The organism is Marinobacter sp. OP 3.4, assembly GCF_036224885.1.
Lineage (GTDB): Bacteria > Pseudomonadota > Gammaproteobacteria > Pseudomonadales > Oleiphilaceae > Marinobacter.
Window position 1 is genome coordinate 1 of record NZ_JAVVLT010000053.1, and the last position, 15,836, is coordinate 15,836.

Sequence of the window (15,836 nt, forward strand, 5' to 3'; positions counted from 1 at the left end):
GAATCCATCCATGGAGGCTCTTCAAAAACGTCCCTGTTTTTGAAGGTCCCGGAAAAGGTTCTCACCTCACAGGCTTTTCTATCTTCTGTGCTATTCGCTGGCGGATTAGTCAGCTTTCTTTAGCGCCTGAAACCGCGCAATAGCCTCCTTCCGACTCTCTTTCAGATCCACGATGGGTCTGGGGTAACCGTTCGGAATCACACCACCTGCACCGGGATTGTGAATCCGCTGGGCATCGAGATCCTTCAGCTCCGGCACCCAATGCCGGATAAAGTCCCCCTTCGGATCAAACCGCTCGCTCTGGGTGACCGGGTTGAACACCCGGAAATAGGGCGCCGCATCCGTACCGGTGGAGGCGCTCCACTGCCAGCCGCCATTGTTGGACGCCAGGAACCCATCCACCAGATTCTGCATGAACCACGCCTCGCCCTGTCGCCAGTCGATAAACAGATTCTTGGTCAGGAACATCGCCGTCACCATCCGCAGGCGGTTGTGCATCCAGCCGGTTTGCCGCAACTGACGCATGGCCGCATCCACCAGGGGAATACCGGTGCGACCCTCCTTCCAGGCCTCGAAATGCTCGCCAGCGGGGTTCCAGGTCAGTTCCTCCGTCTCCGGCTTGAACGCCTTGTGCATGCTGACCCGGGGATAGTGGTAGAGGATGTGGATATAGAAGTCCCGCCAGGCAATCTCATTCACCCAGGTGCTGAAACCCTCCTGATTGCCGCCTTGCCCCTGGGCTTCCCGGGCGGCCAGCAGACACTGGCGACCGGACAGGGCACCGACGCCGAGGTAGGGGGACAGTTTGCTGGTGCCGTCGATGGCGGGGAAATCCCGGTCAGCCTTGTAGTTGCCGGCACGTTCGTCCAGGAACTGTTCAAGCTGGTCGTGGGCGGATTGCTCGTCCGGTTTGACCAGGGCAGGTGGGGGAGTGCCAAAGCCTAGGTCCTGGGCCGTGGTGGTGTAGTGCGACCACGCCACCGGGGCGCCAACCGGTTTCAGAACAGGCAGTATGGTCGGAGATGTGTCCTCCACCCACTGGCGCCAGCGGCGGGAGAAAGGTGTGAACACCGAGTAAGGCTCGTCCTGGCCGGTGCGGATGCAGCCCACCGGGGCCACGGTCTGGTCCCGGTACTTGCAGACGTCAATGTCCATGGCCTTGAGGGCATCCCGCACGGACCGGTCCCGGTGGCGTTCGTTGATGCCGTATTCTTCATTGAAATGCAGTTGGCGGATGCCATGCTGGTGGCAGTGGTCCTCCAGGGCCCGGATGCTGGCGGTGAAATCATCGCACTCGATGACCTCCAGGGGAATGCCGAGCCCGGCCAGTCGCCGGCCCACATCATCCAGCAGGCCCAGCAACAGTTGTACCTTCGCGGGTGACCAGTCGTGCTGCCGCCACTGCCCGGGGGTTACCAGGAACAGGGCCCTCACCGGGGCGTCCTGCTGGCAGGCGGCGGTCAGGGCGGGGTTGTCGGCGAGTCGCAGGTCGTTGCGGAACCAGACCAGTTGGGTCATGAGGCAGTCCTGAAATGGTGTTGGAGAATGGGATTGGCTCCCCTTTATTCGCCGCATTGCCGCGGCTGGATTATAGTGAGTGTAGATTGTTGATTCATTGATGGTTCTTCGTCGGCAGTTATGCGTATTGAGTGCATACCCATTGCCGCTTCTAATGCGCCTGTCCAACGGGCAGACCTGAGCTGGCCATCACCAACAGGGAGCAAAACACGATGCCCGGAAACACGCCATCCAAACAACGCCCCGGGGAAGGTGTCAGCAAACGGGTCCCCCTGGGCTGGCGCGAATGGCTGGCCCTGCCGGAGCTGGATATTCCCCGGATCAAGGCAAAAGTGGACACTGGCGCCCGCACCTCCTGCCTGCACACCTTCCGTACCGAACCCTACACGGTGGACGGGCAGCGTCGGGTGAAGTTCTGGGTACACCCCGAGCAGCATAACCTGCACAAGGTGGTGGAGTGCGATGCCGTCGTGATCGATGAACGGTCGGTGACCGACTCCGGTGGCCACAAGGAACTGCGGATGGTGATTGAAACCCGGGTACAGGTGGGCGAACTGAGCTGGCCTATTGAAATGACCCTGACCAATCGTGACACCATGCGTTTTCGCATGCTGCTGGGCCGCACGGCCATGGCCGGCCGCTGCACCGTTATGCCTGAAGCCTCTTACCTGGCCGGAGATCCGGTACTAAGGAATGATGAATGAAGATAGCGATTCTCTCCCGCAACCGGCACCTGTACTCCACGCGTCGCCTGGTGGAAGAGGGCATCAACCGCGGCCACGAGGTGCATGTGATCGATGCGCTGCATTGCTCCATGAACATCACCTCGGCCAAGCCGCAGATCCATTACCACGAGGAAGTGCTGGAAGAGTTTGATGTGGTTATCCCGCGAATCGGCGCGTCGGTCACCTTCTACGGCACGGCGGTGCTGCGTCAGTTCGAGATGATGGGGGTGTTCCCGGTGAACGAGTCCGTGGCCATCACCCGCTCCCGGGACAAGCTGCGCTCCCTGCAGCTGCTCGCCCGCAAAGGGGTCGGCATGCCCGTGACCGGCTTCGCCAACAAACCGGACAACGTACCGGAGCTGCTCAAGATGGTGGGCGGCGCCCCGGTGGTGATCAAGTTGCTGCAGGGCACCCAGGGCATCGGCGTGGTGCTGGCGGAAACCCGCAAGGCGGCAGAGAGCGTGATCGAAGCGTTTATGGGCCTGAAGGCCGACATCCTGGTGCAGGAATTCATCAAGGAGGCCGGTGGTGCCGACATCCGCTGCTTCGTGATCGGCGACAAGGTGATTGCCGCCATGAAGCGCCAGGGCGCCGAGGGCGAATTCCGCTCCAACCTGCACCGGGGCGGTACTGCCTCGCTGGTGCGGATCACCCCGGAGGAACGACGCACCGCCATCATGGCCGCCAAATCCATGGGCCTGAACGTGGCTGGCGTCGACCTGCTGCGCTCCTCCCGTGGCCCGCTGGTCATGGAGGTCAACTCCTCCCCGGGCCTGGAAGGCATCGAGAATGCCACCGGCAAAAACGTGGCGGGTATGATCATCAACTGGACCGAACGCAACCAGAAGCCCTGGAAAACCGGCACCAAAGGGGGCAGGGGATAACGCCCGCTGGCTGACCGTCCCCGATCCGAATACCGGCTCTACCGATCAACAAGAAGGACAACAACCCCATGGCCCGCGCTCCATTTGTCATAGCGGACACGGAAATCAAGGCCGGCACCCGGCAGACCGTCGAGGTGCCCGTCGCCAAGCTCTATACCCACACCCCGCTGCATATCCCGGTGGAAGTGGTCCATGGCCGCCGGGACGGCCCGGTGCTGATGGTCTGCGGTGCCATCCATGGCGACGAGATCAATGGTGTTGAGATCGTGCGCCGGGTGCTGAGGAACTCCGCCTTGAGGCATCTGAGGGGCACCCTGGTGGCGGTGCCTATCGTCAACATCTTCGGCTTCGTCCAACGCACCCGCTACCTGCCGGACCGCCGCGACCTGAACCGCTGTTTCCCGGGCAGCGAAAGCGGCTCACTGGGTGGCCGCATCGCCTACCTGCTGCGCACGCAGATCATGGAGAAGGTCACCCACATCATCGACCTGCACACCGGCGCCATCCACCGCTTCAACCTGCCGCAGATCCGCGCCGAACTGAAGAACCCGGAAACCGTGCGCATGGCCGAAGCCTTCGGCGCCCCCATCATCCTCAACGCCAGCCTGCGGGAAGGCAGCCTGCGGGAGTACGCCGATTCCCAGGACATCCCCGTCATCACCTTCGAAGGCGGCGAAGCCCTGCGGTTCGACGACGTGGTCATCACCAGCGGTGTGAAAGGCGTGATCCGCGTCATGCGCGCCCTGGAAATGGTCCCCAGCAAGAAAGGCCCGAAAGCCCCGCGCAAACGCTCCGAAACCGCCGCCATGTCCACCTGGGTACGTGCGGATCTCGATGGCATCATGCGACCGGTGGCCCGCCTGGGCCAGAAAGTCCGCAAGGGCCAGCGCCTGGCCATGGTGGCCGACCCCTTTGGCGAGACCGAGGTGAGTATACTGTCACCCATCTCCGGCATCGTTATCTGCGTCAACAACCTGCCGCTGGTCAACGAGGGCGAGGCTATCTACCACGTGGCCCGTTTCGACGAACTCGGCGAGGCGGAGAAGGCCATGGACTACTTCCGGTCCTCCCTGGATCCGGAAGTGACCGAGGCTGTGTTGCCGGTGCATCCCTGGGATAATGATCCGAAATAGCTTTCGTACTGCGTCTTTTGGATGTTATTTCTGGCCATAGGGTAAAGGCGCAAGCACCCTAAGTCAGATCGGCTGGGGTACAGGGGGGAAGGTTTCGTAGCAGCGCCAGGGACGGCGCGGAGCAAGGCGGGTGCCAGGGAAGGCCCCTGAATTGCGGCGAAGAAAGCTTCCCCCCTGTACCCCGGCCAGCCCCAGAGCTACGTAACCCTGGGCAACCATACTCTCAACATAACGGAGGGAGCCAACATGATCTGGGACCAGACCACCATCCAGCTTCAGGAATACCCGAGAGGCATCCACCTCATCACCAACGAGATCCTCTCAAACGGGCCGGAACTCGTTAACTGCCAGGTGGGCCTGCTGCACCTGTTCATCCAGCACACCTCCGCCTCCCTGGCCATCAACGAAAACGCCGACCCCGACGTACGCGGCGACGTCGAACGCCACCTCAACGTCATGGTGCCGGAAAACGCGCCTCACTATGAACACACCACAGAAGGCCCCGACGACATGCCCGCCCACATCAAAAGCATCCTAGTCGGCCCCAGCCTCACCATCCCCGTCAGCGACGGCCACCTGGCGCTGGGCACCTGGCAGGGCATCTACCTCTGCGAACACCGTAACCGTGGCGGCGGCCGACGTATCGTGGCGACCCTGCAGGGGCGCTGGTAACAAACCGCGCCGAATACCGTAAAATAGCCCCTCGCCATCAGAGGAGGCAGTACTGTGGCCCAGCAGCATCACCCAACAAGAACAACACCCACCAGACTCCAGCGCCTGGCCATGAAACTCATCAACCTGGCCGGCTGGCGGGTCCCACCGTTCCCGGATGTCGACAGGGCCATCGTGGTGGGCGGACCCCACACCTCCAACTGGGACGGCGTTATCGGCCTCACCGCCGCCGTCGCCCTGGGGCTGAATGCCCACTTCCTGATCAAGCACAGTGCTTTCAAGGGGCCGCTGGGGTGGTTGCTGCGCAAACTCGGCGGCATCCCCGTGGACCGCGGCAAGGCCGGGGGCGTGGTGGGGCAGGCCATTGAAACCCTCCGCCGGAGTGACCGCCTGATCCTCGTCGTGGCGCCGGAAGGCACACGCAGCAACGCCCGCCAGTGGAAAACCGGCTTCCATCACATAGCTCGGCAAGCGGGCGTGCCCATTGTGGTCACCGTGGCGGACTACGGCACCCGCGAACTGCGGTTCCCGCTGGTTCTGCAGCCCACCAGCGACCTGGAGGCGGACCTGGAACAACTGTACCAGTGCTTCGCCGGCGTCACCCCGAAACACCCCGACAAACTGTCCGACCCGGTCAGGGAGAGATTTCAGGCCCGTCATCGCCAGTAGGCGACAGATTCTCAAAGTGTGATGAAGTATGCATTTCTTATGCGCGCCAATCCGTACTATTCCCGGGTTCGTTACACGGACGTCATACAATCAACTCAAGGAGATTCAAGAGTGAACGTGAATAAACCGGTTTCCCTCATTGGCGGTATTGTTGCCTCCCTGATGCTGGCCAACAGCGCCCAGGCCAGTTGCGACATGGCTGCCGTCGGCCATATGTACCTCTCCTACGCCCGGCAGATCACCATGGAAGAAAGCCCGGCGGAAGCCTACAAGGCGGTCAAGGCGGAGCTGCAGGCCCTGGCCGAGGACCAGGAGGTGGAGAACTTCTCCATCACTTCGTCCGACATGTCCGTCAGTGCCGGTGGCTACAGCCGTGGGCTGAACCTGCATATTTCCGTGGGCGCCCAGATGGCCCCCAACGCGGATGTCATCGATGCCTTCTTCCGGGAAACCCAGCCGGAAAGCTTCTCCTACTCCGAATCCGTGTGCATGGGTTACGGCGAGGACGAAGAGGCGGAAGAAACCGAAGGCCAGGCCCTCTGATCAGGCGGCCCGTCAGGAGCCGGCACCTGCGGGTGCCGGCGAATCGATCGTAACCCGAGACGCCCCACCATACCCGGTTTAGAACACTGGACGACGCTCACGGAAATCGTTAGCCTACGATCTTTATTGTAGGCATCTTATATCGACACAATTTATCAGGGAGGATGAACCGTGGCGTCACCCATTGCCAAGGGTAAGCAGATCGGCGGCCGGGCTGGTGAAAAGCTCAAGGACATGGACCACAACGACCTGGTCAAGTCCGGCTTCTGGATATCCCAGATGTTCGTGGTGGCGGCCACTATTATTGGCGTCTACCTGGCGGCCCACGCCGGCCTCAAGCAGGCCATTATCTTCGACAGTCTGACCAGCCAGGAATCCAGCTACTACCTGCGCAAGTCCCTTCACGACGAGCTTTCAGACAACGTGGCGGCGCTGCGAGCCTACAATGACGACACCCTGTCCCGCAGCCCGCCCCAGTCGGAGCTGGAGAATAACCGGCCGGTGCTGTCCCGGTTCGTCTGGGACACCATGCGCTATTCCCCCAACACCTTCGAAATTCCCAGTCCGTTCCTCACCGGCGCCCGACGGTTTCACCTGAAGGCGGACGAGATCGTCCGCAAGGCCGAAGGGCGAGTGTATGGCGCGGGCTTTGCGTCGAAGCAACTGACCGCCCTGCTGGACGACGTGGAGGCCAACCTGCTGCCGAACCTGCGGGCAAACCACGAAGCCCTGGCCGCGGACCTGGCCGCCCAGGGTATTGATGTCACGGTTCTCAAGGAGACAGAGTAGATGAGCGCCAAGAAGTACTGCCCCACCTGTGAACGTCAGCCGCTGGAGGAACACGATTTCCACGGAGAAGAGGTGGATGTATGTCGCCAGTGCCAGGGTGTGTGGTTCGAGAAGAGCGACCTGGACAACCTCATCGCCGCCAAGTGTGACCAGGTGGAGGAAGCCGATTACACCGACAACCTCGGCGAGCACCAGCGCCAGGCCCGGTGCGACTGCCCGGACTGCGGCAAGCGCATGCAGGTGTTCCACCTGCTGGAGGAATACCACCTGGACCTGCGGGTCTGCGTTGCCTGCTCCGGTGCCTGGGCGACCCGGGAGACCGTGTCCCAGGTGGTCAACTCCTCGGCCATCAAGCATGCCCTGGAAGACATGAACCGCAATATCTCCTGGAAGACCTGGGTGTTCGAGTTCCTGTCCCGCATGCCGGTGGAATACAACGTCAAGGCCCGCCGAACCCCTTGGGTGACCTGGACACTCATCATCGTCAACGCCCTGATCTTCATGGGCTACGCGTTTGACAACCAGGCGACCTGGCAGGTCATCGAGCAGTTCGCCATGACCCCCTCCGATATCCAGGCCGGCGAGAATCTGTGGACCCTGGTCACCGCCACCTTCCTGCACGGGGGCTGGTTGCACCTGGCCGGCAACATGTACTTCCTGTGGCTGACCGGTGACAACCTGGAAGATGCCCTCGGCCACTGGCCATTTCTGCTGCTCTACCTGTTGTGTGGCGTCCTGTCTGGCCTCGTCAGCGTGCTGGCGAACCTGGGCGGCACCATCCCCTCGGTGGGGGCCAGCGGCGCCATTGCCGGCCTGTTCGGCATGTACCTGATGTGGTACCCCAACGCCAGCCTGACCTTCCTGTTCTTCTTCTGGCAGAAGAAACTGGCGCCGGTCTGGTACTTTGCTCTGTGGTTGGGCCTGAACTTCCTTGGCATGTTGCTGGGCGAGCAGGGCGTGGACTACTGGGCCCATATCGGCGGCTTCGCGGCGGGGCTGGCCATTGGTGCGGTCATGCGCGGCTATGTCTGGCGGTCGAACCCGCTGCTGGCACATCTGGCCGGGCCGGAGGTCCAGGTAAGGCGATAGCGGCGGGTGCCCGCCGCTATCCATCCGCCTCTGCTGGTTGGACAAACCCCCAGGCGTAGTCAATAGTTCCCTACAGGTAGTGACGATCAGACAACAGTTCCGTCTTCACTGCCTGCCACCTGAAACGACAAGAACAACAGGATCGCTCCACCCCGGTGGTTTGCCGGTACGGGGGAGTGAGGGAGACATGGACTATGCAATTTCTTACCCGCCTGACGGCTGTCGGGCTAGTGGGCCTGTGCGCCCTGTCGGCACAGGCCGACACCGCCGATGGCATCGATACCGCCGCTATTGTCGCCAACGACCGCACCACGGAAAACTGGCCAAGTTACGGTCTCAACTACGCGGAAACGCGCTTTTCCCGACTCGATCAGATCAACGCCGATAACGTGGGCAAGCTGGGGCTGGCCTGGTCCTATGACCTGAAATCCCGCCGGGGTGTGGAGGCCACGCCGCTGGTGGTGGACGGGGTCATGTACGTGACGGCGTCCTGGTCGGTGGTCCACGCCCTGGATGCGGCCACAGGCGAAGCCCTCTGGACCTACGATCCCCAGGTACCCCGGGAATGGGCGGTCAAGGGCTGCTGTGACGTGGTCAACCGGGGCGTGGCCATACACGACGGCAAGGTCTTCGTGGGGGCCTTTGACGGCTACCTCCACGCCATCGATGCCGACACCGGCGAACGCCTGTGGAAGGTGGATACCCTTATCGACCGGGACAAACCCTATACCATTACCGGCGCGCCCCGGGTGATCAACGGTCGGGTGATCATCGGTAATGGTGGCGCCGAATATGGCGTAAGAGGCTACCTCACCGCCTACGACGTGAAGACCGGCGAACAGGCCTGGCGCTGGTTCTCGGTGCCGGGCAACCCGGACGAGCCGTTCGAGAATGAAAGCATGAAACGGGCCGCCGAGACCTGGGACCCCGCCGGTAAGTGGTGGGAAGAAGGGGGCGGCGGCACCATGTGGGATTCCATGGCCTACGACCCGGACCTGGACCTGCTCTACGTGGGCACCGGCAACGGCACCCCCTGGAACCGGTTGCAACGCAGTCCCGCCGGTGGCGATAACCTCTACCTCGCCTCCGTGGTGGCCCTGGACCCGGACACCGGTGAATACCAGTGGCATTACCAGCATACCCCGGGGGATTCCTGGGATTACACGTCCACTCAGCATATTATCCTGGCGGACCTGGAGATCGACGGTGAAAAGCGCAAGGTGCTGATGCAGGCGCCGAAGAACGGCTTTTTCTTCGTCATCGACCGCACCAACGGCGAGTTCATCTCGGCGGAACCCTTCGTGCAGGTGAACTGGGCCGAGGGCTATGACGAGGACGGTCGCCCCATCGAGGTGGCAGGTGCCCGTTCACGCACCGACCCCTGGGAAACCATCCCGTCTCCCTACGGTGCCCACAACTGGCACCCCATGTCCTTCAACCCGGAAACCGGTCTGGTCTATATCCCGGCCCAGGGGGTTCCCCTGGTGGTGCAGAACAATCCGGGCTACGAGTACAACAAGCCGACGCCGGGCAGTCCCAACGCCGGGCTGGGCTGGAACACCGGGTATTTCTTCGCCAATGTGGCGCCGGAGGCAACGCCTTTCGGCACCCTGCTGGCCTGGGATCCGGTGAAGCAGGAGGAAGCCTGGCGCGCGGAGTACGTCTCGCCCTGGAACGGTGGCACCCTGTCCACCGCCGGCGATCTGGTGTTCCAGGGCACCGCCGATGGCCGCTTTATCGCCTATAACGCCCGCACCGGTGACCTGCTCTGGCAGACGCCGGTGGGTTCCGGCGTGGTGGCGGCGCCCTCCACCTGGGAACATGACGGGGACCAGTATGTGTCCGTTGCCGTTGGCTGGGGCGGTGTCTACGGCATCACCCAGCGTGCCACGGACACCGTGGGTCCGGGCCGGGTGTTCACCTTCCGGCTGGAAGGGGATGCGGACATGCCGGAATCCATGGTGCTGCGACAGCCCGGGGAGCTGTTACAGGGCGTGAGCTACAATCCGGACGACGTGGCGCCCGGTGGTGCACTGTATATGACCAACTGCCTGCTCTGTCATGGTGTGCCGGCGGTCAATAACGGGGGCAACCTGCCCAACCTGGGGTACTCGCACCCGGCGATGATCCGCAATATCGAGGATATTGTCTTCACCGATGCCCGCAAGGTGCTGGGCATGCCCAACTTCAAGGGCGAATTGACCGAGCGGGAGCTGGAGCAGATCGTGGCCTTTATCCAGGGCTCTGCCGATGCCGCCCGGGCGGCCATGGCGGAGCAGGAGAAGGCCGCCGCGTCGGACAACTGACATTTCCCATCAACTCCCGCGTCTGGTGCACCTCGTGAGTGCGCCAGACGCGGGCCTGCCCGTAACTGGTGCGACCCTCCGCGCCCGAAAATAGCCCTGCTATCCGTTAACTGCACGGTTTCAGTGAATTTTCTTCAGTTGGAACCGTTCTTGCAAAACGGTGATTGTCTTAGAAAACCGGTTACGGCTGCTGGCAATGGCGTCACTGCTGAAGAGTCCGACGCCTGCCTGCGTCGCCGTAACAGCCTGCGAGCCCTTCAGCGTGACCCATCCCGCCGCCCGACCGGAGAACGTTCATCCGTTTACAGGGCAGGTTTATGTCAGAACAGGCATTTCGATTCTTTTCCTTCCAGGGACGCACGCGAATCCTCCACCTTAGCTGGGTGGCCTTCTTCATCAGCTTCCTGGTGTGGTTTAACCACGCGCCCCTGATGTCCGCCATCCGTGAGCAGTTCGGACTGTCCACCTCGGAGGTCAATACCCTCCTGCTGCTGAACGTGGCGCTCACCATTCCCGCCCGAATCCTTATCGGCATGGCGGTGGATGCCCTCGGCCCCCGGCGGGTGTACAGCCTGGTGCTGGTGTTGTCCGGCCTGTTCTGTCTCGCCTTTGCCATGGCCGACTCCTTTGCCCAGCTTGCCGTGACCCGCTTCCTGCTGGGTTTTGTGGGGGCCGGCTTCGTGGTGGGTATTCGCCTGATCAGCGAGTGGTATCCGGCCCGGGAGGTGGGCTTTGCCGAGGGCATCTACGGTGGCTGGGGTAACTTCGGTGCCGCCTTCGCGGCCCTGTCCCTGCCCACCGTCGCGCTGATGTTCGGCGGTGATGACGGCTGGCGCTACGCCATCGGCAGTACCGGGGTGATCGCCATCCTGTACGCTGGTGTGTTCTATCATCAGGTGCGGGATACCCCGAAAGGCTCCACCTACTTCAAGCCCAGGAAGGGCGGCGCCATGGAGGTGACCTCCAGGGGCGATTTCCTGCTGTATTCCATAATGAACCTGCCCCTGTTCCTGGCCCTGGCGCTGATCGTCTGGCAGCTCAGCCCGGCCCGCCTGGGATTGTTGGGTGATATCACGTCCCTGGCCCTGTACGGGGTGGTGCTGGTGATGGCGGCGGTGCAGTTCCTGCGAATCTGGCAGGTGAATGGCCATGTCTTCTCCCAGGCGGTACCGGAGTTCGACCGCTATCCGTTCAAGCAGGTGGCCCTGCTGAACCTGGTGTACATGGCGGCCTTCGGCTCGGAACTGGCCGTGGTGTCCATGCTGCCGCTGTTCTTCCTGGACACCTTTGATATCTCACCGCTGATGGCCGGCGCCCTGGGCGGCACCTTTGCCCTGATGAACCTGATTGCCCGCCCCGGTGGCGGTTATATCGCCGACCGCTTCGGGCGCAAGTTCACCACCGGCCTGATGCTGTTGGGTATCTGCATCGGCTATGGCCTGATGTCCCGCATCGACGGTAGCTGGCCGTTGCCCATGGCGGTGGCCCTGGTGGTGGTCTGCTCGCTGTTTGTGCAGGGGGCCTGCGGCGCGGTCTATGCCTCGGTGCCCCTGGTCAAGCGCCGGCTGACCGGGCAGGTGGCCGGCATGACCGGTGCCTACGGCAATGTGGGCGGTGTGGTGTTCCTGGTGGTGCTGGCGGTGGTGACACCGGCCCAGTTCTTCCTGGTGCTGGGGGGCATCGCCTTCCTGATCCTGGTCATGGTCTCCGTATTCATGGAGGAGCCCGGGCCCCAGACCAGCGAGGTCATGCCCGACGGCACCGTTCGAATGATCGAGGTACCCTGATGGACCTGGTTTCCACACGCCCGGACAAACCCGCAGACAGGCCGGCACAGCCGGAACGGATGCTGGTCCGCTGCGGCCAGTACACCGACGCCGGCCGCAAGCCGGACAACCAGGACTGCCTGGGGGCGCTGGTGCCGGAAGGGGAGGCCCTGCGCATGAAAGGCATGGTGGCGGCGGTGGCCGATGGGGTCAGTGCCGCCGAAGCGGGCCGGGAGGCGGCGGAGGCCTGCGTGCGGGGCTTTATCAGCGACTACTACAGCACGCCGGATTCCTGGACCGTGGAAACCTCCGCCAGCCGGGTGCTGGGGGCGCTTAACCGCTGGCTCCATGGCCGTGGCCACCAGCGTCACGGGGATACCTCGGCCCTGGTCACCACCTTCTCGGCGGTGGTGATCCGCAACCGCATGGCCTACCTCTTCCATATCGGCGACAGTCGCATCAGCCTGGTGCGGAATGGCCGCCTGGAGCGACTGACCCGGGATCACCACGCCGCCATCGGCAACCAGCGCTTCGCCCTGTCCCGGGCCATGGGCGTCGAGCTCAATGTGGAGATCGACGTACACCGGGTCGCCCTGGAATCCGGTGACCGCCTGCTGATGACCACCGACGGCATCCACGGTGTGCTGGATGACCGCGCCATGGTTCGGTTCGGGGGCCATGGGGACCCGGAGCAGGCGGCGGAAAGTCTGGGCAAGGCCGCCTATCGCCGTGGCAGCGACGACAACCTGAGCGTCCTGGTGCTGGTGGTGGACGAACTGCCCCGGGAGGACCTGGCCTCCCACTACGAACGCCTCACCAACCTGCCGTTTCCGCCCCTGCTCAAGCCGGACCAGGTGCTGGACGGCTACCGGATCATCCGCGAGATCCATGCCAGCACCCGGACCCAGGTGTACCTGGCGGAACCACCGGGTGGCGGTGGCACGGTGATCCTCAAGACCCCGTCTCCCAACTATGTGGATGACCCGGCCTATATCGACCGTTTCCTGAACGAGATCTGGGTCAGCCGCCGGGTGAACAGCCCCCATGTGGTGCAGGGCCTGGCGTTACCGGAAGACCGGCAGTGCCTGTATGCGCTGACCGAGTATGTGCAGGGCCAGACCCTGAGGGAGTGGATGCAGGACAACCCCAACCCGCCCCTGGCCACGGTACGGGACCTGGTACGGCAGGTGGCCCTGGGCCTGCGGGCCCTGCACCGGCTGGAAATGGTGCACCAGGACCTGAAGCCGGAGAACATCATGATCGACCAGCGGGGCACCGCCAGGCTGATTGACCTGGGCTCGGTGCGCATCCGGGGGGTGGAGCAGATTGCCGGGCCCTGGGCCAACGGGGCCTGGGCGGGCACCGCCAGCTACGCGGCCCCTGAGTGCCTGGATGGCCAGCCGGGCACCCCGGCGTCGGACCGCTATTCCCTGGGCGTCATTGCCTACGAGATGCTGACGGGAACACTGCCCGTCCAGCCGCCGGACCGACCCGTGGGGCGGCGACGTTCCGGTTACCGCAGTGCCCGGGAGATCAACCCGGAAATCCCGCCCTGGGTGGATGCTTGCCTGGCCAAGGCGGTCTCCGAGAGGGTGGGCAACCGTTACCAGGCCCTGTCTGAGTTCCTGCAGGACCTGGAACACCCCAACCCGAAACTGCTGCCGTCCTCCAGCCCGCCGCTGATTGAGCGGGTACCGTCGGACACCTGGTGTTTTGTGTCCATGCTGTCGCTGTTGCTGAACCTGGTGCTACTGATGGTGCTGTATCAGACCTTGCCAGTCAGGTGATGATCGATGATTGCCAGTAGCTGCCGGGTGGCGTGGGTCAGGCTGCCATCGTTGTTTATGGTGGCGAACCGGTGTTCCAGCCGGGCCTGCAGGCGACGGGAGCGTTCGATGCGGGCGTCGATCTCGTCCGCGCTTTCCCGTCCCCGGTCCAGCAGGCGCTGCCGCTGCCGGTGAAGGTCCACGCACACCAGTATCGGTACCAGGCGGTCGCCGTACTTCGCCAGGGCCTCGTCCAGGTGGGCCCGGGATCCGTTCACCAGGACCGGGTCACCGTTAGCCAGCCATTCATCCACTGCAATGCTGATGCCGTAGCGGCGACCGTTGGCGTGCCAGTGCAGGGCGAAGTCGCCGTTGTCCATCTGCACCCGGAATGCAGCCGGGGTCAGGGCGATGTGGTCCTCTCCGACGGAGCCGGCACGCCGGGTGATATGCCGGGGGGCAATACGCAGGCGCCGGCCCGACACGTCCTGCCCCCGGCAGGCATCCAGCAGGGAATCCTTGCCCGCCCCGGACGGCCCCATAAGGTAGAACAGACGCCCCCTGTCTGGTTGGATTGCGGTTGCCATCAGTAGACCCGTTGCCTCCTGCTCCAGACGGTATCAATCATAGTAGTCGGAGGAGAGGATATCGAGCACCCCCTTGCCGGCACACTAGGCGGCGGTGGCGACCCGCTGCTGGCTCTTGCGGCTGTACCAGCACAGCACAACACCGCCGGCCATGAGTGAGGAGGTGATCGCGAAGGCCCGGCTGAAGCCGCCCATGGATTCCACGATCACCCCGGCGGCGGCCGGCCCGACCAGTTGGCCGATGGCGAAGAACAGGGTCACGAAGCTGACAGCGACCGGTGCCAGCCGTGGGTGAACGGTCTCGGTGGAGGCCGCCAGCACCGAGGTGAAAAGCCCGGACACACACAGACCCATGACAACATAGTGCACGGCGAAGGCGGGCAGGGTGGGAGACATCACCGGCAGGGCCATGGCGAGGGAGCAGGCGCCCATGGACATGACCAGGGAATTGGAGCGTCCCAGCCGGTCGGAAATCCAGCCCCACAACGGCCCGGCCACCAGGCCCAGCAGGCCCATGGCGGCAGCCAGGTTACCGGCAATCCGTGATGGTATGCCGGACTCCAGGGCATAGCTGTACATGAAGATGGTCTGTACGATATAGGTCAGCCCGACGATGCCGTAGATCAGGCCGATATTGATCACGTGGGGATTCCGATAGACCCCGGAGCGGGCCGCCGGCACCGGGTCCGCAGGGCCACCGCTGCCTCCTCCCCGTGGCGGGTTGCGCAGGAATATACCCACCACCACGCCGGCCACCACGGCGGACGCGCCGAATACGCCCCACACCATGCGCCAGCCCTGGTCCGGCCAGGTGGTGGTGAGCCAGGGCACCAGGGCCCCCGCCAGGAACAGGCCGAGGCCGACACCGCCATTGGCAAAGCCGATTACCGCGCCGCGTTTTTCCGGATACCAGCCTCCCAGCAGTGAAATCAGCGGGGTGTAACCGAACGCGGTGCCGAAACCTAACAGTGCCATCAGGGCCATGCTCAGCCAGTAGTTGTCAGACAGGGCCAGCCCGATGAAGCCGGTGGCCGCGAAGCACAGGCCGATAAAGATCGCCTGTTTGCCCCCGTAACGGGAGGCAAAGACGCCCGCCACCATCAGCATGGTCAGGTAACCCAGGGCGGTGACCGTGCCCAGGTTGGCCCCGTCGGCATAGTCCAGGCCGAGGCCTGCCAGCATGCCGGGCATCACCAGGCCATAGGCAAGGCGGGCGAAGACCACCAGGGTAATGGTGCACAACATGCCGATGGCAACCATCAGCAACATCGGGGGACGGGTCAGTTCATTCATGGGGGTTGGCTTTATCTTATTAGTAGACTATCTAAAAGTAAGTGAATCAGCACCACGGGTCAATGAGGGGCGGTCGGGGCTGGCGGAAAAAGCCCG

General features: G+C 63.4%; 14 protein-coding genes. 11 read left to right on the forward strand and 3 right to left on the reverse strand.

Annotated elements, in window-relative coordinates:
• Positions 1–105: 105 nt before the first annotated feature.
• Positions 106–1,518 carry a deoxyribodipyrimidine photo-lyase gene (gene phrB / locus RO069_RS09475; RefSeq protein WP_328187024.1) on the reverse strand — a complete coding sequence of 471 codons (1,413 nt, stop codon included), beginning with the start codon at positions 1,516–1,518 and terminating at the stop codon, positions 106–108.
• Positions 1,519–1,730: 212 nt separating this feature from the next.
• Between phrB and RO069_RS09480 the strand changes: the two genes are divergently transcribed.
• From RO069_RS09480 to RO069_RS09530, 11 genes are all read left to right on the forward strand, one after another.
• Positions 1,731–2,222, forward strand: a complete 492-nt coding sequence (locus RO069_RS09480; RefSeq protein WP_328187026.1) for an ATP-dependent zinc protease family protein — start codon at positions 1,731–1,733, stop codon at positions 2,220–2,222.
• Complete coding sequence (gene rimK, locus RO069_RS09485; protein ID WP_328187029.1) at positions 2,219–3,127, forward strand: 30S ribosomal protein S6--L-glutamate ligase; 909 nt, start codon at positions 2,219–2,221, stop codon at positions 3,125–3,127. Before RO069_RS09480 ends, rimK begins: the two co-directional genes overlap by 4 nt.
• Positions 3,128–3,195: 68 nt before the next feature.
• Positions 3,196–4,260, forward strand: coding sequence for a succinylglutamate desuccinylase/aspartoacylase family protein (locus RO069_RS09490; protein ID WP_328187031.1), 1,065 nt, complete (start codon positions 3,196–3,198; stop codon positions 4,258–4,260).
• A gap of 246 nt (positions 4,261–4,506) precedes the next feature.
• On the forward strand, positions 4,507–4,932 hold the full coding sequence (locus RO069_RS09495) for a secondary thiamine-phosphate synthase enzyme YjbQ (RefSeq protein ID WP_328187032.1): 426 nt from the start codon (positions 4,507–4,509) through the stop codon (positions 4,930–4,932).
• Between the two features lie 54 nt (positions 4,933–4,986).
• Positions 4,987–5,601: a 1-acyl-sn-glycerol-3-phosphate acyltransferase gene (locus RO069_RS09500; protein WP_328187034.1), complete on the forward strand. Its 615-nt coding sequence runs from the start codon at positions 4,987–4,989 to the stop codon at positions 5,599–5,601.
• 111 nt (positions 5,602–5,712) lie between these two features.
• A complete protein-coding gene (locus tag RO069_RS09505; RefSeq protein ID WP_328187037.1) occupies positions 5,713–6,144 on the forward strand; it encodes a hypothetical protein in 432 nt (143 codons plus the stop codon).
• A 171-nt stretch (positions 6,145–6,315) separates the two neighbouring features.
• Entirely contained in the window at positions 6,316–6,933 is a 618-nt protein-coding gene (locus RO069_RS09510) for a hypothetical protein (RefSeq protein ID WP_328187039.1), read from the forward strand.
• Positions 6,934–8,022, forward strand: coding sequence for a rhomboid family intramembrane serine protease (locus RO069_RS09515; RefSeq protein ID WP_328187041.1), 1,089 nt, complete (start codon positions 6,934–6,936; stop codon positions 8,020–8,022).
• A 194-nt stretch (positions 8,023–8,216) separates the two neighbouring features.
• On the forward strand, positions 8,217–10,328 hold the full coding sequence (locus RO069_RS09520; RefSeq protein WP_328187043.1) for a PQQ-dependent dehydrogenase, methanol/ethanol family: 2,112 nt from the start codon (positions 8,217–8,219) through the stop codon (positions 10,326–10,328).
• 317 nt (positions 10,329–10,645) lie between these two features.
• A complete protein-coding gene (locus tag RO069_RS09525; protein ID WP_328187044.1) occupies positions 10,646–12,115 on the forward strand; it encodes an MFS transporter in 1,470 nt (489 codons plus the stop codon).
• Positions 12,115–13,881 (forward strand): bifunctional protein-serine/threonine kinase/phosphatase, encoded by a 1,767-nt coding sequence (locus RO069_RS09530; RefSeq protein ID WP_328187046.1) that lies wholly within the window; start codon positions 12,115–12,117, stop codon positions 13,879–13,881. The genes RO069_RS09525 and RO069_RS09530 overlap by 1 nt, the downstream gene beginning before the upstream one ends.
• Here RO069_RS09530 and phnN read toward each other — a convergent pair.
• Positions 13,860–14,447 carry a phosphonate metabolism protein/1,5-bisphosphokinase (PRPP-forming) PhnN gene (gene phnN, locus RO069_RS09535; RefSeq protein WP_328187048.1) on the reverse strand — a complete coding sequence of 196 codons (588 nt, stop codon included), beginning with the start codon at positions 14,445–14,447 and terminating at the stop codon, positions 13,860–13,862. The genes RO069_RS09530 and phnN overlap by 22 nt on opposite strands.
• Positions 14,448–14,531: 84 nt before the next feature.
• On the reverse strand, positions 14,532–15,740 hold the full coding sequence (locus RO069_RS09540; RefSeq protein WP_328187050.1) for an MFS transporter: 1,209 nt from the start codon (positions 15,738–15,740) through the stop codon (positions 14,532–14,534).
• Positions 15,741–15,836: the final 96 nt, after the last annotated feature.

Excerpts from the sequence above, each read along its gene's own strand:
- phrB (WP_328187024.1), bottom strand. The coding sequence starts at position 1,518 with ATGACCCAACTGGTCTGGTTCCGCAACGACCTGCGACTCGCCGACAAC.
- RO069_RS09480 (WP_328187026.1), top strand. The coding sequence starts at position 1,731 with ATGCCCGGAAACACGCCATCCAAACAACGCCCCGGGGAAGGTGTCAGC.
- rimK (WP_328187029.1), top strand. The coding sequence starts at position 2,219 with ATGAAGATAGCGATTCTCTCCCGCAACCGGCACCTGTACTCCACGCGT.
- RO069_RS09490 (WP_328187031.1), top strand. The coding sequence starts at position 3,196 with ATGGCCCGCGCTCCATTTGTCATAGCGGACACGGAAATCAAGGCCGGC.
- RO069_RS09495 (WP_328187032.1), top strand. The coding sequence starts at position 4,507 with ATGATCTGGGACCAGACCACCATCCAGCTTCAGGAATACCCGAGAGGC.
- RO069_RS09515 (WP_328187041.1), top strand. The coding sequence starts at position 6,934 with ATGAGCGCCAAGAAGTACTGCCCCACCTGTGAACGTCAGCCGCTGGAG.
- RO069_RS09520 (WP_328187043.1), top strand. The coding sequence starts at position 8,217 with ATGCAATTTCTTACCCGCCTGACGGCTGTCGGGCTAGTGGGCCTGTGC.
- RO069_RS09525 (WP_328187044.1), top strand. The coding sequence starts at position 10,646 with ATGTCAGAACAGGCATTTCGATTCTTTTCCTTCCAGGGACGCACGCGA.
- RO069_RS09530 (WP_328187046.1), top strand. The coding sequence starts at position 12,115 with ATGGACCTGGTTTCCACACGCCCGGACAAACCCGCAGACAGGCCGGCA.
- phnN (WP_328187048.1), bottom strand. The coding sequence starts at position 14,447 with ATGGCAACCGCAATCCAACCAGACAGGGGGCGTCTGTTCTACCTTATG.
- RO069_RS09540 (WP_328187050.1), bottom strand. The coding sequence starts at position 15,740 with ATGAATGAACTGACCCGTCCCCCGATGTTGCTGATGGTTGCCATCGGC.